Source organism: Kitasatospora sp. NPDC057198 (assembly GCF_042670125.1).
Classification (GTDB): domain Bacteria; phylum Actinomycetota; class Actinomycetes; order Streptomycetales; family Streptomycetaceae; genus Kitasatospora.
Window position 1 is genome coordinate 11,948 of record NZ_JBHUWH010000044.1, and the last position, 16,900, is coordinate 28,847.

Consider the following 16,900-nt stretch of genomic DNA (forward strand, 5'->3'; position numbering starts at 1 on the left):
CACGCCAGGAACCACGGAATAAACGGACATCCGCACCATAACGGCTCGGATGTCCGGGGCGTGGCTACCGCCCGTCGACGGTCGCGCCGAGGGCCTCGCAGGCGCCGGTGGTGGAGTCGGTGAGCGGGCCGACCACCGGGTACTGGGCCAGGTCGCGGTGGCACAGCTCGGCGGTGGAGGGCAGGGCGCCGTGGTAGCCGGTGTCGAGGCCCTGGGCCTGGCCGAGGCCGCCGGCCTGGGCGATCGGGGCGGCCTGGGCGGGCGCCTGGGCGAGGGCGATCCCGGCCAGGGACAGGGCGGCGAGCGCGGTGAGCTTCTTCATGGCAGGTGCAACGAGCGCCGCCCCCGCCCGGTCACGTGGATTGACCCGGCGGGGGCGGAGCGGATCCGCGGTCAGGACAGCTCGACCCACAGGCTGCTGACGCTGTTGCTGACGAAGGAGGTGATCGGCTCCGGCTCCTCGCCCGCGGCCAGCCGCAGGCCGGGGTGGCGGTCGAACAGCTCGCGCAGCGCGGTCTCCGCCTCCAGCCGGGCCAGTACGGCGCCGATGCAGAAGTGCGGGCCGTGGCCGAGCGAGAGGTGCCGGTTGGGGGAGCGGTCCGGGTCGAAGAGGTCCGGGTCCGTCCAGTGCTTCGGGTCGCGCCCGGCGGCCGCGTACGAGGACAGGATGCCGTCGCCGGCCGGGATCACCACCCCCTCGCCGAGGTCGATGTCCTCCAGCGCGTAGCGCATCGGGAAGTGCCCGGCGGGGGAGTCCCGGCGCAGCGTCTCCTCGATGACCGCGGACCACGTCAGCTCGCCGTCCAGCACCCGGCGCAGCTGCTCGGGGTGGGTGAGCATGTTGAGCACCGTGTTGGTGATCAGGTTGAGCGTGGTCTCGTGGCCGGCCACCAGCGTCTGCATCAGGACGCCGATCAGCTCCTCCTCGCTGAGCCGGTCCTGCTCCTCGCGGGCGGCGATCAGCGCGGAGGTCAGGTCGTCGCCGGGCTCGTCCCGCTTCTCGGCGGCCAGCGCGGCCAGCAGCCCGACCATGGCGTGGGTGGCGGCCATGCTCTCGCCGGGCGCGGCGGACGAGCTGAGCATGACGTCCGACAGCTCGTGCATCCGGTGCTGCTGCTCGGGCCGCACGCCCAGCAGCTCGGCGATCACGTCCATCGGGAGCGGGTAGGCGAAGTGCCGCCGCAGGTCGACCGAGCCGTTCGGGGCGGCGTGGCCGGGGAGGGCGTCCAGCAGGTCCAGGACCCGCTGCCGGACGGCGGGGGCCAGCGCGTGGACCCGGCGCGGGGTGAGCGCCTGGGTGGCCAGGCTGCGCAGCCGCCGGTGGTCGGCGCCGTCGGAGGTGATCAGGCCGGGGAGGGCGATGAACGCCATCAGCGGCCAGCCCTCGGGGAGCCGGCCCTCCCGGAACAGCGTCCAGTGCTGGGGGTTCTTGGCCACCCGCGGGTCGGAGAGGATCTGCTGCAGGGCCTGGTGGCCGGTCACCGACCAGACCACCACCCCACCAGGGAGCTCAACCTGCGTCGCAGGTCCGCGAGCGCGGAGCCGCTGGTTCTCGGCGAGCTGGTCGGCTCCGAGGGGGTCGAGTCTGTAGGGGCAGAGTTGAGGGGCTGCTGCGGTGTCCATGGGGTCCTCTCGGGGGTGGCGGGTGCGGTGGGAGCGGCGGGGCGGGGCGGGGTGAAGGCGCTGTAGAGCACCGGGAGGTGGGCCAGGGCGCGCGACCAGGGGGACGGACGCCACACCAACTCGTGTGCGGGAACCGCGAGCTGGAGATCGGGAAGGCAGTGCAGCAGGGTCTCGACCGCGGTCTCGACGATCATCCGGGCCGGGTCCTTGGCCGGGCAGACGTGCCGGCCCGCGCTCCAGGCGAGGTGCGCCCGGTTGCCGCTGAGGCCGTTCGAGCCGTGCACCGCCGGGTCGTCGTTGGCGCCGGCGATGCCCAGCACCAGCATGTCGCCCCGGCTGATGTACTGGCCGCCCAGCACGGTGTCCGAAGTGGCCCACCGGCCGGGGAAGTTCTGGATCGGCGAGTCGCGCCAGAGCACCTCCTCCAGGGCGTCCGAGACGGTCGCCCGGCCGCCGGTCAGGCTGCCGCGGAAGCGGCGGTCGACGAGCAGCAGCCGCACCGCGTTGCCGATCCAGTTGACGGTCGACTCGTTGCCCGCGACCAGGACCACCATGATGTTGTGGACGACTTCCTCGTCGGTCAGCGCGGCGGGGTGCCCGAGCAGCCAGGAGACCAGGTCCTCGCCGGGCCGCTCGCGCCGCTGCCGCACCAACTCGCCCAGCAGGCCGAACAGTTCCATGGAGGCGCGCTGGGAGTCCGCGCCGCTGTCGACCAGGCTGGTGGACAGCTCCAGCAGCTTCGGGCCGTCCTCGTCCGGCAGGTCCATCAGCATGGTGAACACCAGCGGGGGCAGCCGCTTGGTGAACTGGGTGACCAGGTCGGCGGTGCCGTCCGGCCCCCAGCTCTCGATCAGCGCCATCGCGGCGGCCTCGGTGGTCTCCCGCAGCCGCTTGTGGTTGATCCGGGCCAGGGTGTCGCTGACCGCGACGCTCAGCCGGAGGTGCTCGGGACCGTCCATGTTGAACAGCGAGGGCCGCCACATGGTCATCGGCGCCAGGTGGGAATCCGGCCGCAGCCGGCCCTCCAGGGCCACCCGCCACTGCCGCGAGTCCTTGGTGAACTGCTGCTCGTTGCGGGTGAGTTCGAGCAGCTCCTGGTACCCCATGACGAGCCACGCCTCCACGCCGGGCTCCAGTTCGATGGGCACCACCGGACCGTACTCGGCGCGCAGCCGGGCGTACAGGCCGTGCGGGTCCTCGGTGACGGCCGGGCCGTAGAGCGAGATGGTGCCGGGGCGGCCCGCGTGCGGGCAGCCGCCGGCCGCCAGGTGCGGTTCGGGAACGGTCATGAGAACTCCAGTGCGCCGACCCGCAGGTGGTCGACGAAATCGATCAGCAGTCGGTGGGCGGCGTTCCGGTCGCGGACGTCGCAGGTCAGGATCGGCACCCCGGGCAGCAGGTCGAGCGCGGCCCGCAGCTCCTCCTCGGGGTACGCCGGGGTGTCGGGGAAGCGGTTGACCGCCACCGCGAACGGGATGCGCTGCTCCTCCAGCAGCCCGAGCACGTCGAAGGACTCCTCGATCCGGCGGGAGTCGACCAGGGCGATCGCCCCCAGCGCCCCGCGCGACAGGTCCTCCCACAGCGGCCAGAACCGCTGCTGTCCGGGCGTGCCGAACAGGTACAGCGCCAGCCGGGTGCTGAGCGTGATCCGGCCGAAGTCCAGCGCCACCGTGGTGGTCGACTTGTGCGGACGCCCGGTCAGGTCGTCCACGCCCTCGCCGACCGCGGTCATCGTCTCCTCGGTGCGCAGCGGGACGATCTCGCTCAACGCCCCGACCAGGGTCGTCTTGCCGACCCCGAACGGGCCGGTGACCAGGATCTTCACCGCGCCCTGCACGCTGGACGGCAGGTAGACGGGCTCAGCGGAGTTGGCGGAGGCCAACCAGCACCTCCTCGATCAGGGCGAGCGGGGCCCGCTCGGCCGGGCGGGCGGGCGGCAGCACCTGGACCGCGCCCAACTCCCACAGGTCACCGACCAGCACCTTCAGCACGCTGATCGGCAGGCCGAGGTGGGCGGCCACCTCGGCGACCGACAGCAGCTCCCGGCAGACCTCCAGGATCACCAGCTGCTCCCGGTTCACCACCATCGGGTCGACCTGGACCCCCGGCACGGTCCGCACCAGGCTCTCGAACTCCAGCACGTTCCGACCGGTCCGGCTGCGCCCGCCGGTGATGACGTACGGGCGTACCGGGCCGCGGGTCACCGCGGCTCTCCGGCGGTGCTCCCTTGCCGGGGCGCGGCGGTCAGGTGCTCGCCGATCCGGCCGACCAGCATCTGCATCTGGTAGGCCACCAGGCCCGCGTCGACCGACTCCCCGGCCACCACCGCGAGGTGCGCCCCGGCCCCGGCGGCGACCACGAACAGGTAGCCGCCGCCGTACTCGATGACGATCTGCCGGGTGAGGCCGTCCCCGAAGCCGGTCGCCACGCCCCGGGAGAGCGACTGCAGGCCGGAGCAGGCGGCGGCCAGGCGCTCGGCGTCGTCCCGGTCGATCCGCGGGCTGCGGCCGATCTCCAGGCCGTCGTTGGACACCACCAGGGCGTGCCGGACCTCCGGCACGGAGACGATGTCGGCCAGCAGCCAGCCGAGATCAGGGTTGCTCGTCATTCGGGTCTCCCAGGGGGGAAGCGGGGAATTCGTCGGGGCGGTCCGCGCCGGACCGCTGGTCGTGCTGGGCTGCGGCGCGACCGTCCGCGGTGCCGCTCTGGAACAGCGACATGAAGGACCGGGCCTCGCCGGGGGAGCGCGGCGGGAGCGCCGTCTCCGGGGGGAAGTGCTGCGGTGGGGCGTCCCGGCGGTTGCTCCGGCGGGGCAGCCGGCCGCCCTGCGCGGGCACCGCGGAGGACGGGGCGCCCCCGGCCCGCGGGGGGACCGGGCGGGTGGGCAGCGGTGGCTGCGCCGGGGCGCGGTCCTGGGCCTGGGTGCGGCCCGGCGGCTGGGGGCGGCCCGGCGCCCCGGGACGGGTCCGGGCCGGGGGGTCGGCCTGGGCGGGCTGCGGGCGGCCGCCCGGCAGCCCGTGCTGCGGCAGCGGGTCGGTGAGCAGCGCGGTGGGCAGCAGCACCACCACCCGCACGCCGCCGTACGGGGACGGGGTGGAGTGCACGGTGACCCGGAAGCCGTACTGCCGGGCGAGCAGGCCGACCGCGGCCAGGCCCAGCTGCGGGACCTCGCCGATCCGGGAGACCTCCAGCGAGCCCTCGCCGGCCAGCGCGGCGGCGGCCTTGGTGACCGTCACGTCGGTCATGCCGACGCCGCAGTCGTCGATCTCGATCACCGCGCCGTTGTGCACCGGCATCAGCGTGACGTACACCTGCGAGCTGGGCGGCGAGTAGCGGGTGGCGTTGTCCAGCAGTTCGGCCACCGCGTGGATCAGCGCCTCGGCGGCCGCGCCGAGCACCGCGGTGTCCACCCGGCTGTGCACCACCACCCGCTGGAACGGCAGGATCCGGCCCTGGGCGCCGCGGACCACGTCCTCCAGCGGGACGGGCTCGGGCCAGGTCCGGCCGGCCCGGGAGCCGCACAGCACGGCCAGGGTCTGGGCCAGCCGGGCCTGCTGGGCGGCGGCGTGGTCGGCCCGCAGCAGCCCGTCGAGCAGCACCGGGTCGTCGTGGGTGCGCTCCATCTCGTCCAGTCCGGCCTGCTGGTCGTGCGCCATCACCAGGATCCGGCGGGCCACGTTGAGGAAGGCCCGGCGGGTCGCCGCGTTCATCTCCTGCTCGTGCAGGGCGGCCTCGGCGCTCGCCCGGCGGTCGGCCAGTTCGACCTCCAACCGGGCGCGGGCGTCGGCGAGTTCCTGCTCGGTGCCGGCGAGCCGCAGTCGCAGGGCCCGGGTGACGGCACCGAAGCGGGCGGTGGCCGCGAGGGCGAGGAGGGCGAGCAAGGAGACTGCCGCCAAGCACCATTGAGTGGTCGTCACACGCGGAGTTTATGGTGCTGTTACTACTTGCGTATGAACGGTTCCAACTTCTGGTTGTTCAGATCCCGTCGAATTCGGACAGGACGGACAGGATCGGTCCGTTACCGGCCGGTCGCCCGGGGCAGGATCCGGTGCAGCAGGAGCAACGCCACGTCGTCCTGGCGCACTTCACGCTCCGTCACGTTCAGCGTCAGCAGGTCGGCCAGCCGCTCCAGCGCCTCCGGCTGCTCCAGCCGGCCCGCCCCGCCGGCCTCCGCCGCCCACAGCTCCAGCCCGCCCAGCATCCGCTGCACCGACTCGTCGTAGTCCTCGTCCCGGACCTCCACCAGTCCGTCCGTGTAGGCCAGCAGCGTCTCGCCCGGCTCAAGCCGCGCCTCGGCCAGCGGGTAGCGCACCCCGGGCAGCACCCCCAGCGGCGGGCCGCCCGGCAGCTCCAGCTCCGCCGCCCCGGCCGCCCCGATCCGCACCGGCTGCGGGTGCCCGGCCCGGGCCGCCCGCAGCACCCCGGTCGCCGGGTCCAGCACCACGTACAGGCAGGTGGCGAACAGCTCGGTCTCCATCTCGGCCAGCAGCCGGCCGGTGCGCTCCAGCGTCGTCGCCGGATCGTTCCCCTCCGTCGCGTACGCCCACAGCACCGACCGCAGCTGGCCCATCACCGCGGTCGCCTCCGCGTTGTGGCCCTGCACGTCGCCGATCACCAGCCCGACCAGGCCGCCCGGCAGCCGCAGCAGGTCGTACCAGTCGCCGCCGATCTGCATCCCCTCGGTGGACGGCAGGTAGCGCGCCGCCGAGGCGATCCCCGGCAGCACCGGCAGCGAGCGCGGCAGCATCGCCCGCTGCAGCTCGCTGGCCCGCTCGTGGTGCACGTCGTACAGCCGGGCCCGCTCCAGCGACTGCGCCAGGATGCCCGCGAACGCCGAGTACATGGTGCGGTCCTCGCGGCTGAACGACCGCTCGGTGGCGAAGGTGATCAGGCAGGAGCCGACCTGCCGGCCCGACGCCACCAGCGGCAGCACCGTCCAGGCGGCCGGCGCCTCCGGGCCCCGGCGCTCCTGGCCCGGCTCGCTGAACAGCGGCGTGGCCCTGGCCAGCACGTGCTCCATCACCCCGCCCGCCAGGTCGTGCAGCCGGTTCAGCTCCGCCCGGTGCGGGCCGCCGAACACCGCCGGGGAGACCGGCATCAGCCGGCCCTCGTCCACCAGGTCCAGCACCACGCCGGCCGCGCCCAGCGCCGGGCGCGCCACGTCGGTCAGCGCCGTGGTCACCTCGCGCACCGTCACCGCCCGGGACAGCGCCCTGGTCAGCGCCAGCAGCAGCGTGGAGCGCGCCCCCGCCGCCGCGGCGGACACCGAACCGGACGCGGCCGCCGCCTCCGGCCGCCACTCCCGCCCGGTCAGCAGCCCCGCCGTCCGCACCGGCCGCTGGTGCACGTCCAGCATCACCTCGCCGGCCTCGTCCACCCACCGGAGCGAGCCGTCCGGCCGCACCACCCGGTAGGAGACCCGGTACGGGCCGCCGGTGGCCAGCGCCTCCACCAGCGCGGTCTGCACGTCCGGCAGGTCCTCCGGGTGCACCACGTCCGCCAGCTCCGGCGCCTGCCCGGTCGGGCCCGGCGGCCGCAGGCCCACCACCCGGTACGCCTGGGCGTCCCACAGCGTCTCGCCGGTCACCAAGTCCCGCTCGAACGCCCCGGCGCCCGCCGAGCGCACCGCAAGCGAGAGCAACTGGCCGTCCGGGGAGGGGAGTTCCGGGCTCGGGTGGCCCGCGGTCGGATCGGCCGTGTGCACGTGGTGCAGCAGGTGCGCGAGCCGGTGCGCGGCCACGTCGGCGAACGTCTCCAGCAGCTCGACGTCCCGCCGCGGGACGGCCCCGCGGTGGGCCAGCGCGACCGCCAGCGAACCCACCGGGTCCCCGTCCACCACCAGCGGCAGCACCGCCAGCGCGACCAGGCCGGTGCCCAGGCCCGCCGCCGTGTTCGGGTAGTCGGCGCTGGTCTGCTGCGGGCTCAGCAGCACCGGCTCGCGCCGCCGCAGCGCCAGCGCCGCGGGCAGCCCGCCCGCCGGGTCGACCACCCCGTACTTGCGGTGCGCCCACTCGGGCAGTTCGTGCGAGGCGGTCAGCCGGAGCATCCCGCCGTCCAGCAGGTACAGCGCCGAACCCTCGCCGGTGATCCAGGCCGGGCCCTCGGCCAGCAGCGCCGCCAGCAGCTCCGCCGCGCTCGTCGCCCGCAGCAGCGCGCGCACGCACCGCAGTTCGGAGCGGCTGGCGCGACGCGGCGAGCTCTGGTCCATGGGAAGCGCCCGGCCCTTCCGGTCGACGTGCCAGTGCCGACCATCTTATGGACGTACCGGGCAACCGGGCGCTTTCACGACACGTGGTGGATCCGCGACATTCCCGACACCTTGCCAGTGGCGGAACGGCCGGTCACTGCCCGTCGACCTCGCCGTACCCGCGCTGCGGGCGGGCGGCCACCGGCCGCAGCGAGCGCAGCCCGCGCAGCACCGCGGCCCCGTGCCGCAGCGCGGGCGTCCAGCCCTCCGGCCGCGGGCCGGCCGACCGGCCCTCCGACCGCGCGCCGCCGGGCGCGCCGTCCGGTGCCGTCCGGGGTGCCGGAATCAGTCCCGTGCCGGGCTCGGTGTGCTGAGTCGCCTGCGGCATGTCGCTGATCCTCCGTGCTTGTCGGCCCTACCCGTGGAAGGTCTCCACGCGGTATGACTTCCCGACCGGAGGACAGTGTTACGCACCGATGGTGTCGGAATGGTGGGGAGGAGGTTGCGAAAAGGTGTGCACCGGCCGCGACCTGCGCCGTCAGGCCCCCGGCTGCTCGGCGACGGTCTGCGCGAAGTCCTCGTCCAGCGGCAGGTCCGGGGCGGAGACCGCGTCCTTGAGCGGGGCGAGCCCGCCCTGGTGCTCCGGCGCGGCGTGCGCGCTGGGGGCGGTGAGCGAGGCGACCACGCCGACGGCGAGCGAGGCAAAGGCGAGCATGCTGCGCTTCTTCATACCGGGTAGAACGCGGCAGGCCCCCGGGAGGTCACGGGCCCTCGCCGCCCGGCCAGTTGGCCAGCCCCTCGACCAGCACCCCGGTCAGCCGCTCCAGCGTGACGTCCGTACCCTCGGCGAGCTGGAACGCCCCCGCCGTGGTCAACGAGGCGTACCCGTGGGCCGCCGCCCGCAGCGTCCGCGCCGCGTGCACCGCCTCCGAGCCCTCCAGCCCGTAGCCGCGCAGCACCGCGAACAGCACCCCCACCAGCCGCTCGGCCACCGCGTCCAGCTCCGGGCCCGGATCCGGCTCCGGCACCTGCGGCAGCGCCGCGTACCGCCGGGGGTGCGCCAGGGCGTACCCGGCGTAGGCGGCCAGCAGGGCCCGGACGGCCCCCTCCCGGGAGCGGCCCAGGACGGCGGCGGCCAGGTGGTCGGCCAGCTCCCCGATGGTGCGGACGGCGACCAGGCGGCGCAGCTCGGGCAGGCCGCCGGCCACGTGCTTGTACAGCGACGGGGTGGCGACCCCGGCCCTGGCGGCGACGGCGGCCAGGGTCAGCGCGTCGGCCCCGCGCTCGTCGATCAGCTCCAGGGCGTGGTCCACCACGGCGGCGGTGGAGAGTCCGGCGCGGGGCATCAGCGGTCGGTCCCGTTCCGGCCGGCCGGGCCGGCGAGCTCGGCCAGGAAGGGCAGCAGGGCGTCGGCGACGGCCTGCGGGCGGCCGGCCATCGGGTAGTGGCCGGCGCCGGCGATCATCACCTTGCGGCCGCGCAGCGCGGCGGCCTGCCGGTCGGCGACCAGCTCCGGCTGCGGGAAGTCCGGGTCCTTCTCGCCCATCAGCACCAGCGCGGGCACGTCCACCGCCGCGCACCAGCCGACCGGCGCCGAGTCGCCCTCCAGGTAGCCGCGCAGCGCCGCCTTGCGGGCCGGCTCGCGGAGCATCGCGGACAGGCCGGCCCGGTACTCCTCGAAGTCGGCGGGTCGGGCGTCGGCCGGGTAGTAGAACTTCTGCGCCGCGCCCCACAGGCCGGGGAAGGCGCGCACCAGCGGGCCGACCAGGCCGAACAGCGCCTTCTGGAAGCCGTTCAGCGGGAGGTTCTCGATGAACGCGTCGACCAGCACCACCCCGCCGGTCCGCTCGGGGGCGAGCGCGGCGGCCCGCACCACGGTGGCGCCGGTGTACGAGCTGCCGACCAGGACGGCGCCGCGCAGGTCCAGGTGCTCCAGCAGGGCCACCAGGTCGTCCGCGATCGCCGCCGGGCTGTGGTCGGTGAAGCCGGTCGAGGACTCGCCCATGCCGCGCAGGTCCATGGTGACCACCCGGTGCCCGGCGGCGCTCAGCAGCGGGGCGAGGAAGCGGTAGACGGCGCGCTTGTCGAGCATGCCCGGCAGCAGGACGACCGGGGTGCCGGGGCCGGCGGCGTCGTCGTAGGCGATCCGGCCGCCGGTGACGTCGAGGTACTGGGTGGCGGTGCCGAGGGTGCTGTTCATCGCGGGCCTCCTGGGCGGGCGTCGTCCGGCGCTCCGGGCTCCGTGCCCGGCTGCTTCCGATAGCCACAAAGCTAAGGCTAATAGCCTTAGCCGTCAACCCCGGCCGGTCGGCCGCCCGTCGGCGGCGCGCCTCAGATCCCGTCCGCCCGGAACGGGTCGTGCTCGGAGAGCAGCTTCTCCAGCCGGGCCTGGTCGACCCGGCTGGTGATCGCGCCCTCCTCCTGGCGGTCCCGGATCACCTTGGCCAGCGTGAACGCGGAGGTGATCTCGTAGAGCAGGCCGACGGCGAGGAAGGCGCGCATCCACGCGCTGACCGGGAGGTAGGCGATCCCCAGGGCCAGGGCGACGGACGCGAACGCGAAGGACGCGACGGCCTGCAGGTAGTAGGCGGACGTGGTGCGGCGGGGCACGGGAGCAGTCATGGGCCCAGGGTCCCGCCGGGTCGCGGGCGGGTCGTGAGTACGGATACTCAACCGCTCCGTCACGGTCCGTCATGTCCGAATCCGGGCGGATCGACGAACCATCACAAATCGCCCATAGGGCGTCAGGAAAGTTTCACTGCACCTGGGAAGGCGCTTGGAATCATGGGGTCCATAGGATTAACGTTTGATAACGCAGCGCGGTCGGCAACGCCGTAACCATGCGGCACCGTGCGCCACGCCTAATCCATCCGGTCCTGCCCCGCAGCAGGGCCTGGAGCCGGGGAACCACGTTCCACCGGGGTGAATCGGGACGGCCCTGGGCCCGACCGTAGGAGACCTTCCACCTCCGAACCCGTCAGCTAACCCGGTCGGCGGCAGGGAAGGAAGGAGCGCGCCCCCGTGGCGTCGACCTACACCGAGAGCACCGGCACCCAGCTGCTCGACCACCCGGTCGAGGCCGAGCCCGTCCGGCACCGGCTCCCCCGCCAGGCCCGCACCGGCGCGCCCCTGCTGGGCGTCACCGCGATGACCGCCGCGCTCGGCGCCACCGGTCTCGCCGCCGCTCCCGCCCAGGCCGCCCCCGCGCCCGCCCCGGCCCCCGTCACCGCCGCCGACGAAGCCTCCGACGGCCTGCTCGCCGCCGACCCCGGACTCGCCCTCGCCGCCCGCATCCTGCAGCAGGCCGACGGGCAGCGCACCGGCGCCGAGGAGTCCGCCCGGCTCGCCGCCGCGCAGGAGGCCGAGGCCAAGCGCGCCGACCGGCAGGCCGAGGCGGCCGCGACGACCGATGCGGCCGAGGTGACCGGCACGGCCGCAGTGACCGGTACGACCGCAGTGACCGGCACGGCCGCGGCGGCCACCGTCGACCGCTCCGCGCCCGCCCTCCCGCTGACCGGCTACCGGCTGGGCGACGGGTTCTCCCAGGCCGGCCTGCACTGGGCGCACCTGCACAACGGGCTGGACTTCACCGCCCGCACCGGCACCCCCGTCACCGCCGTCACCTCGGGCACCGTCACCGCCGCGGGCTGGTCCGGGACGTACGGCTACCGGGTCATCCAGACCCTCCCCGACGGCACCGAGCTCTGGTACTGCCACCTCTCCCGGATCACCGCCGCCCCCGGCGAGGCCGGCCCCGGCGCCCTCCTCGGCGCCGTCGGCGCCACCGGCAGCGCCACCACCCCGCACCTCCACCTGGAGGTCCGCCTCGCCGACGGCTCCCCGGTCGACCCGCTGCCCTGGCTCCGCCACCTCGGCCTCCAGCCGTAGCCTTCAGCTGTAGCCGGCGGCCGCGACCGGCGGCCGCGACCGGCGGCCGCGGCCGCCCCGGGTCTCGCGACCGCCCCGGTCCCGCGGACGCCCGGCCCCGTACCCGTCCTCAGCTCGCCTGGCCGGTCGGCATCACGGTGACCTGCTGGAGGTTGACCCGCGGCGGCAGCGCGGCCAGGAAGCCGACCGTCCTGGCGATGTCGCCGGGGGTGAGCCACTCCATCGCCTCCTTGGAGCCCTCCAGCCAGTCGAGCGCGCCCCGGTCCGTCACGTGCGACTGGAGCTCGGTGCCGACGATGCCGGGCTCGATCGCCGAGACGCGGACGCGCTTCGGGCCGAGCTCGGCCCGCAGGTGGACCGACAGGTGGGTGACGTACGCCTTGGTCGCGGAGTAGACGGCGAAGGTCGGGAAGATGTTCCGCGCCGCGATCGACGAGGTGTTGACCAGGTCGGCGACGCCGCGCTCGGCCGCGGCCGCGACCAGCTGCGGGGTGAACGCGCCGACGACGTTCATCAGGCCGGAGACGTTGAGGTCGATCTGCCGCTGCCACTGGTCGACGGCCAACTCCTCGACCGGCGCCGGGAGCATCACCCCCGCGTTGTTGAACAGCAGGTCCGCGCCGCCCAGTTCGGCGGCGACCCGGTCGGCGGCGGCCCGCACCGAGACCGGGTCGGTGACGTCCGCGGCGATCGCCAGGGCGGTGCCGCCGGCCCGCTCGATCCGGTCGGCCAGCGCGGACAGCCGCTCGGCGCGGCGGGCCAGCACGACGACGCGGGCGCCGAGCCCGGCGAGCTCCTCGGCGGTGGCCTCGCCGATGCCGCTGGAGGCGCCGGTGATCACGGCGGTGCGGCCGGCGAGGGGCAGGGCGGCGGGGCCGGTGAGGGGACCGGCGAGGGGCAGGGCGGCGGACGTGGTGTGCGTGGACGAGGCGTGCGTGGGCATGGGTGTGCCTTCCTTGTGGGACACGGGAGTCGTGGCACCGGGAGAGCCCCGGGCACAGCTCCAGCAGACCAGCCCGGCGGCCCCCCGGGCGGCCCCGAGCGGACCCTGCGCCGACTGGTACCGGCAGGGCCACCCTCGCCCCGCCGGCGCACCGGCCGGGCCTGCACACTTGGTGCATGGACCGCAGCAGGGAAATCGCCGACTTCCTCCGCACCCGGCGCGCCGCGCTCGACCCCGGGACGACGGGCCTGCCCGCCGACGGCCGGGTGCGGCGGGTGCCCGGCCTGCGCCGCGACGAGGTGGCCCGGCTGGCGGGCGTCAGCACCGAGTACTACACGCGCCTGGAACAGGGCCGGGCCGGGAACCCGTCCACCGAGGTGGTCCAGGCGCTGGCCCGGGCCCTGCGGCTCGACCCCTCGGAGCGCGAACACCTCGCCGACCTGCTGCTCCCCGCCCCGCACACGGTCCGGCGCGCCCCGGAGCGGCCGCAGCGGGTCAGGCCCGGACTGCACCTGATGCTGGAGACCCTGGCGCACGTCCCGGCGTTCGTCCTCGGCCGGCGCACCGACGTGCTGGCCGCCAACCGCCTTGCCCGGGAGGTCCTCACCGACTTCGAGGCGCTCCCGGCCACCCGCCGCAACATGGCCCGCTACTACCTGCTGGACCCGCAGGCCCGCGAGCGGGTCGGCGACTGGGAGACGATCGCCGCCGAGACCGTGGCCATGCTCCGGCTGGAGGCCGGCCGGCACCCCGAGGACCGCCGGCTCGCCGAGCTGATCGGCGAACTTACCCTGCGCTGCCCGGAGTTCACCACCTGGTGGAACGACCACCGGGTGCTCCGCCGCACCCACGGCGCCAAGCACTACGTCCACCCCCTGGTCGGCGAGCTGCACTTCTCCTACGAGTCCTTCCAGGCCCCGGGCGATCCGGACCAGACCCTGTGCGTCTACTCCGTGGAGCCCGGCTCGCCCACCGCCGACGCCCTGCGCCTGCTGGCCGGCTGGAGCGCCCCCGTCGCGACCTGAGGCAGCACTGCCTGACGCCGCAGCGCCTGACGCGGTGCCATCTGATGCCGTACCCCGTGCGCGACGCCGCCCGGCCTCACACCGACCGCTGCCGCCGCGGCATGCCGCGGCCGAACGCGGCCAGGGCGAACAGCAGGCCGCCCGCGAGGAAGAACGGCTCGTACAGGAAGGTCGCGAAGCGGGCCATCGCGTCCAGCTCCGCGGCCGACCTCCGGCCGAGGGCCAGGGCCGCCCAGTCCGGCACCGACGGGGCGGCGTGCACCACCAGCAGCAGGGCGGTGGCCCGGGCGGCGAGCAGCAGGCGGCGCTCCGGTATTCGGGCGCCCGGGGGACGGGCCAGGGCCAGGGCCATCGCGGTCGCCACCGCGCAGAGCGGGACCGCGGCGACGTCGACGACCAGCAGCGGGGTGTTGTCCAGGACGGACAGGCCGTCGGGCAGCCCGACCCGGCCGCCCAGCAGCCAGTACAGGTGGACCAGCGCGAACAGGGCGGCCCAGGCCGCGGCGGCATGGGCAGCACGGCCGGCCCAGGTGGTGCGGTCGGCACGGGCGGCACGGGCGGCACGGGCGGCACGGGCGGTGCCGGTGGCGCGGGCGGGGAGCGGCGAGCGGGTCATGCTGTAAGCCTGCCCCGGTGCGCCGCCGCGGGGATCCTCCGTGCGGCCACGACTGACGGCCCGTCAGGATGACCGGTGGGTCGTCCGAACGGACGACCCCGCCCCCCGGGACCCTCAGTACTCCTCGGGGGCCAGGTCGGGGAACTCCTCCAGGAGCAGCCGCGGCAGCCCCGGGACGGTCCACTCCCCGCACAGGTCGATCGCGGCCTGCGCCACCGCCTCCTCGAACTCCTCGAAGGCGCCGGAGAGCTCGACGGGCATCGGCAGCCCGCGGGCGGACCGCTCGGCCAGGTTGCGGTAGCTGCGCCGCATCAGGCCCTGCTCCAGCAGCCGCCGCGCGCCGTCGGTGGAGACCCCGATCAGCAGCGGGCGGCCCGGCTGGTCCCAGTTGCCGTCCCCGTCCAGGCCGGGCACCCGGTCGAAGGCGGCGAACCGCTCCTCCGCCGGCAGCTCCCGGAACGCCTCCAGCCACTCCCGCACCGCGTCCGGGTCGCCGGTCGGCACCCCGTCCGCCCGCAGCAGCAGCGCGTACAGCCGGGGCCAGGTCACCAGGTCGGAGCGGCGCAGCAGGGAGAGCAGCACCTCGCCCTGCCAGTCCGCCTCCGCCCGGAGCTTCTCCGCCCGCTTGGCGTTCAGCCGCCGGGCCGCCCGCTGCCACTCGATCAGCAGCCGCACCGCCGCCGGGTACCCGGCCGGGTCGACGTCCGGCTGCACGTACAGGTGCAGCTGCTCGTACAGCAGGTGCTCCAGCACCGGGGAGGACAGCTCGGGCACGCCGTCGTGCAGCCGGGCCCCGCCCAGCTCCAGCAGCGTCAGCACCGTCCGCACCACCGGTTCGGGCACCGGGTCGAACCCCTCCGCGACCGCCCAGTCCAGCAGGTCGGCGGCGCGGGTACGGGGCAGCAGGTGCAGGTCTTCGTCGTCCACCCCGGTACGGTAGCCGGTCCCGGACGGCCGCCCGGTAGGGTCGGCGGCCATGGAGACCCTCCGGCTGACCGGACCCAGGCTCACCCTGCGGGAGTACCGGCACACCCCGGAGGAGGTGGCCGCGCTGCACGCCGTGCACGGCGACCCGGAGACCGTCCGCCACCTGCCGTTCGGCGTCCGGGACTTCGAGGACTGCGCCGACCAGGTCGAGCTGTACCTGGAGGCGGCCCAGGAGGAGCCCCGCACGCACTACCGGCTGGCCGTCGACGACCCGGCGGGGGAGCCGATCGGCCAGGCCGCGCTCACCCGCGAGGGCGGGCACGCCGCCGAACTCGGCTGCGTCCTGCGCCGCGACAGCTGGGGCGCGGGGTACGGTGCCGAGGTCACCGCACTGCTGTGCGTGCTCGGCTTCGACCGCCTCGGCCTGCACCGGCTGGCCGCCCGCTGCGACCCCGGGCAGACCGCCTCGATCCGGGTGCTGACCCGGGCGGGCTTCCGGTACGAGGGCCGGATCCGGGCCGACTCCCACCGGGACGGCGCCTGGCACGACGCGCTCCAGTACTCGCTGCTCGCCCCCGAGTGGAGCGGCCCGCCCTGGCGCGCGGAGGCCGGGCACTGAGCCTGGCTCCAGGTCGACCGGGGGGTTAACCCCACCACGGACTCGGCAGCAGGCGTCATTACGCCAGGTGGGGTCGGAGCGGCAGATTGGTACTCGTGCCCGGCACCGCCGACCGGCGGGGCCGCCCGACGAACCGAAGGACCGCGGATGTCCACCGCTGAGTACCCCGCCAGCCACCTCGACCGACCCGGGTTCTGGCGCGCCCCGTTCGCCCGGCAGAGCTTCCGGGAGCTCGGCTACGCGCTCACCAGCCTGCCGGTGGCCGTGTTCGGCTTCACCCTCGTCGTCACGCTGTTCAGCCTCGGCCTCGGCCTCGCCGTCACCGTCATCGGCCTGCCCGTCCTCGGCCTGCTGCTGGCCGTCGCCCGCGGCCTCGGCGCCGCCGAGCGGGGGCGCCTGCGCACCATGCTCGACGAGGAGATGCCCGCCCCGCCCCCGGTGGTGGTCACCCGCGAGGGCTTCTGGGGCGGGATCACCGCCCGGCTGGCCGACCAGGCCGGCTGGAAGGCCGCGCTGCACCAGTTCGTGATGCTGCCCTGGGCGATCTTCAGCTTCGCGGTCTCCACCGTCTTCTTCACGCTCGGCTGGTCGCTCGCCCTCTTCCCCGTCTACCAGTGGGTGTTCCGCCGGTACACCTCCTGGGGCGGCTACCGGGTCGCCGACTGGACCGGCTCGGACGGCGCCCACCACGTCTACGAGATCACCTCGGCCTGGCAGATCGCCGGCGTCTGCCTGCTCGGCCTGGTCATCCTGTTCCTCACCCCGCAGCTGATCCGCGGCCTCAACTCCCTCAACCGCTTTACCGCCCGCGCCCTGCTCTCCGCCGACAACTGACCTGCGGACAGGAGCGGACAGGAGGAGCCGGGAACGGCCGGGAACGGTTGGAAGCGGCCGGGAACGGATGATCGGCTGGACGTGCGACACCCCCGGGCCCGTGGTCGGATGACCACGGGCCCGGGCCGCACCCCGGGCCCGCCGAACGCCCGGAGGCCCGCATGCGTCCGACCGCCCCGCCCAGGCCCGCGGCCGCCCCGTCCGGGCCCGCGGCCGCCCCGTCCGGGCCCGCGGCCGC

At 75.2% G+C, this 16,900-nt stretch carries 20 protein-coding genes and 1 riboswitch; of the genes, 4 read left to right on the forward strand and 16 right to left on the reverse strand.

What is annotated here, in order from left to right:
• Window positions 1-64 precede the first annotated feature (64 nt).
• The 13 genes from ACFUEL_RS08005 to ACFUEL_RS08065 form a co-directional block, all read right to left on the reverse strand.
• Entirely contained in the window at window positions 65-322 is a 258-nt protein-coding gene (locus ACFUEL_RS08005) for a hypothetical protein (RefSeq protein ID WP_380235183.1), read from the reverse strand.
• Window positions 323-393: 71 nt separating this feature from the next.
• Window positions 394-1,482, reverse strand: a complete 1,089-nt coding sequence (locus ACFUEL_RS08010; RefSeq protein ID WP_380235184.1) for a cytochrome P450 — start codon at window positions 1,480-1,482, stop codon at window positions 394-396.
• Entirely contained in the window at window positions 1,479-2,912 is a 1,434-nt protein-coding gene (locus ACFUEL_RS08015; protein ID WP_380235185.1) for a cytochrome P450, read from the reverse strand. Before ACFUEL_RS08015 ends, ACFUEL_RS08010 begins: the two co-directional genes overlap by 4 nt.
• Window positions 2,909-3,505 carry an ATP/GTP-binding protein gene (locus ACFUEL_RS08020; RefSeq protein ID WP_380235187.1) on the reverse strand — a complete coding sequence of 199 codons (597 nt, stop codon included), beginning with the start codon at window positions 3,503-3,505 and terminating at the stop codon, window positions 2,909-2,911. Before ACFUEL_RS08020 ends, ACFUEL_RS08015 begins: the two co-directional genes overlap by 4 nt.
• Window positions 3,483-3,827 carry a DUF742 domain-containing protein gene (locus tag ACFUEL_RS08025; protein WP_380235188.1) on the reverse strand — a complete coding sequence of 115 codons (345 nt, stop codon included), beginning with the start codon at window positions 3,825-3,827 and terminating at the stop codon, window positions 3,483-3,485. The genes ACFUEL_RS08020 and ACFUEL_RS08025 overlap by 23 nt, the downstream gene beginning before the upstream one ends.
• Window positions 3,824-4,231, reverse strand: coding sequence for a roadblock/LC7 domain-containing protein (locus ACFUEL_RS08030; protein WP_380235189.1), 408 nt, complete (start codon window positions 4,229-4,231; stop codon window positions 3,824-3,826). The genes ACFUEL_RS08025 and ACFUEL_RS08030 overlap by 4 nt, the downstream gene beginning before the upstream one ends.
• Window positions 4,215-5,540 carry an ATP-binding protein gene (locus tag ACFUEL_RS08035; RefSeq protein WP_380235190.1) on the reverse strand — a complete coding sequence of 442 codons (1,326 nt, stop codon included), beginning with the start codon at window positions 5,538-5,540 and terminating at the stop codon, window positions 4,215-4,217. The genes ACFUEL_RS08030 and ACFUEL_RS08035 overlap by 17 nt, the downstream gene beginning before the upstream one ends.
• A gap of 101 nt (window positions 5,541-5,641) precedes the next feature.
• On the reverse strand, window positions 5,642-7,831 hold the full coding sequence (locus ACFUEL_RS08040) for a SpoIIE family protein phosphatase (RefSeq protein ID WP_380235192.1): 2,190 nt from the start codon (window positions 7,829-7,831) through the stop codon (window positions 5,642-5,644).
• A gap of 133 nt (window positions 7,832-7,964) precedes the next feature.
• Entirely contained in the window at window positions 7,965-8,198 is a 234-nt protein-coding gene (locus ACFUEL_RS08045; protein ID WP_380235193.1) for a hypothetical protein, read from the reverse strand.
• A gap of 150 nt (window positions 8,199-8,348) precedes the next feature.
• Complete coding sequence (locus ACFUEL_RS08050; RefSeq protein ID WP_380235194.1) at window positions 8,349-8,540, reverse strand: hypothetical protein; 192 nt, start codon at window positions 8,538-8,540, stop codon at window positions 8,349-8,351.
• Window positions 8,541-8,571: 31 nt separating this feature from the next.
• On the reverse strand, window positions 8,572-9,156 hold the full coding sequence (locus tag ACFUEL_RS08055; RefSeq protein WP_380235195.1) for a TetR-like C-terminal domain-containing protein: 585 nt from the start codon (window positions 9,154-9,156) through the stop codon (window positions 8,572-8,574).
• Window positions 9,156-10,010: an alpha/beta fold hydrolase gene (locus ACFUEL_RS08060; RefSeq protein ID WP_380235196.1), complete on the reverse strand. Its 855-nt coding sequence runs from the start codon at window positions 10,008-10,010 to the stop codon at window positions 9,156-9,158. The genes ACFUEL_RS08055 and ACFUEL_RS08060 overlap by 1 nt, the downstream gene beginning before the upstream one ends.
• Window positions 10,011-10,141: 131 nt before the next feature.
• Window positions 10,142-10,432, reverse strand: a complete 291-nt coding sequence (locus tag ACFUEL_RS08065) for a YiaA/YiaB family inner membrane protein (protein WP_380235197.1) — start codon at window positions 10,430-10,432, stop codon at window positions 10,142-10,144.
• A 226-nt stretch (window positions 10,433-10,658) separates the two neighbouring features.
• A riboswitch (cyclic di-AMP (ydaO/yuaA leader) is annotated at window positions 10,659-10,821 on the forward strand.
• A 10-nt stretch (window positions 10,822-10,831) separates the two neighbouring features.
• Here ACFUEL_RS08065 and ACFUEL_RS08070 point away from each other — a divergent pair.
• Window positions 10,832-11,698 (forward strand): M23 family metallopeptidase, encoded by an 867-nt coding sequence (locus ACFUEL_RS08070; RefSeq protein ID WP_380235198.1) that lies wholly within the window; start codon window positions 10,832-10,834, stop codon window positions 11,696-11,698.
• 109 nt (window positions 11,699-11,807) lie between these two features.
• On the opposite strand, the gene ACFUEL_RS08075 is transcribed toward ACFUEL_RS08070, so the two are convergent.
• On the reverse strand, window positions 11,808-12,641 hold the full coding sequence (locus tag ACFUEL_RS08075; protein ID WP_380235199.1) for an SDR family oxidoreductase: 834 nt from the start codon (window positions 12,639-12,641) through the stop codon (window positions 11,808-11,810).
• A 176-nt stretch (window positions 12,642-12,817) separates the two neighbouring features.
• On the opposite strand from ACFUEL_RS08075, the gene ACFUEL_RS08080 reads away from it, so the two are divergent.
• Window positions 12,818-13,666 carry a helix-turn-helix domain-containing protein gene (locus ACFUEL_RS08080; protein WP_380235200.1) on the forward strand — a complete coding sequence of 283 codons (849 nt, stop codon included), beginning with the start codon at window positions 12,818-12,820 and terminating at the stop codon, window positions 13,664-13,666.
• Window positions 13,667-13,742: 76 nt separating this feature from the next.
• Here ACFUEL_RS08080 and ACFUEL_RS08085 read toward each other — a convergent pair whose 3' ends face one another.
• Both ACFUEL_RS08085 and ACFUEL_RS08090 read right to left on the reverse strand, forming a co-directional pair.
• Window positions 13,743-14,282, reverse strand: a complete 540-nt coding sequence (locus ACFUEL_RS08085) for a DUF3995 domain-containing protein (RefSeq protein ID WP_380235201.1) — start codon at window positions 14,280-14,282, stop codon at window positions 13,743-13,745.
• Between the two features lie 114 nt (window positions 14,283-14,396).
• Entirely contained in the window at window positions 14,397-15,209 is an 813-nt protein-coding gene (locus ACFUEL_RS08090; RefSeq protein ID WP_380235202.1) for a hypothetical protein, read from the reverse strand.
• Window positions 15,210-15,258: 49 nt separating this feature from the next.
• Between ACFUEL_RS08090 and ACFUEL_RS08095 the strand changes: the two genes are divergently transcribed.
• Both ACFUEL_RS08095 and ACFUEL_RS08100 read left to right on the forward strand, forming a co-directional pair.
• Window positions 15,259-15,828 (forward strand): GNAT family N-acetyltransferase, encoded by a 570-nt coding sequence (locus ACFUEL_RS08095; protein ID WP_380235203.1) that lies wholly within the window; start codon window positions 15,259-15,261, stop codon window positions 15,826-15,828.
• Window positions 15,829-15,975: 147 nt separating this feature from the next.
• Window positions 15,976-16,662 (forward strand): sensor domain-containing protein, encoded by a 687-nt coding sequence (locus ACFUEL_RS08100; RefSeq protein ID WP_380235204.1) that lies wholly within the window; start codon window positions 15,976-15,978, stop codon window positions 16,660-16,662.
• Window positions 16,663-16,900 lie beyond the last annotated feature (238 nt).

Coding starts and splice junctions, on each gene's coding strand:
- ACFUEL_RS08005 (WP_380235183.1), bottom strand. CDS start 322: ATGAAGAAGCTCACCGCGCTCGCCGCCCTGTCCCTGGCCGGGATCGCC.
- ACFUEL_RS08015 (WP_380235185.1), bottom strand. CDS start 2,912: ATGACCGTTCCCGAACCGCACCTGGCGGCCGGCGGCTGCCCGCACGCG.
- ACFUEL_RS08030 (WP_380235189.1), bottom strand. CDS start 4,231: ATGACGAGCAACCCTGATCTCGGCTGGCTGCTGGCCGACATCGTCTCC.
- ACFUEL_RS08040 (WP_380235192.1), bottom strand. CDS start 7,831: ATGGACCAGAGCTCGCCGCGTCGCGCCAGCCGCTCCGAACTGCGGTGC.
- ACFUEL_RS08045 (WP_380235193.1), bottom strand. CDS start 8,198: ATGCCGCAGGCGACTCAGCACACCGAGCCCGGCACGGGACTGATTCCG.
- ACFUEL_RS08050 (WP_380235194.1), bottom strand. CDS start 8,540: ATGAAGAAGCGCAGCATGCTCGCCTTTGCCTCGCTCGCCGTCGGCGTG.
- ACFUEL_RS08055 (WP_380235195.1), bottom strand. CDS start 9,156: ATGCCCCGCGCCGGACTCTCCACCGCCGCCGTGGTGGACCACGCCCTG.
- ACFUEL_RS08060 (WP_380235196.1), bottom strand. CDS start 10,010: ATGAACAGCACCCTCGGCACCGCCACCCAGTACCTCGACGTCACCGGC.
- ACFUEL_RS08065 (WP_380235197.1), bottom strand. CDS start 10,432: ATGACTGCTCCCGTGCCCCGCCGCACCACGTCCGCCTACTACCTGCAG.
- ACFUEL_RS08075 (WP_380235199.1), bottom strand. CDS start 12,641: ATGCCCACGCACGCCTCGTCCACGCACACCACGTCCGCCGCCCTGCCC.
- ACFUEL_RS08080 (WP_380235200.1), top strand. CDS start 12,818: ATGGACCGCAGCAGGGAAATCGCCGACTTCCTCCGCACCCGGCGCGCC.
- ACFUEL_RS08085 (WP_380235201.1), bottom strand. CDS start 14,282: ATGACCCGCTCGCCGCTCCCCGCCCGCGCCACCGGCACCGCCCGTGCC.
- ACFUEL_RS08095 (WP_380235203.1), top strand. CDS start 15,259: ATGGAGACCCTCCGGCTGACCGGACCCAGGCTCACCCTGCGGGAGTAC.
- ACFUEL_RS08100 (WP_380235204.1), top strand. CDS start 15,976: ATGTCCACCGCTGAGTACCCCGCCAGCCACCTCGACCGACCCGGGTTC.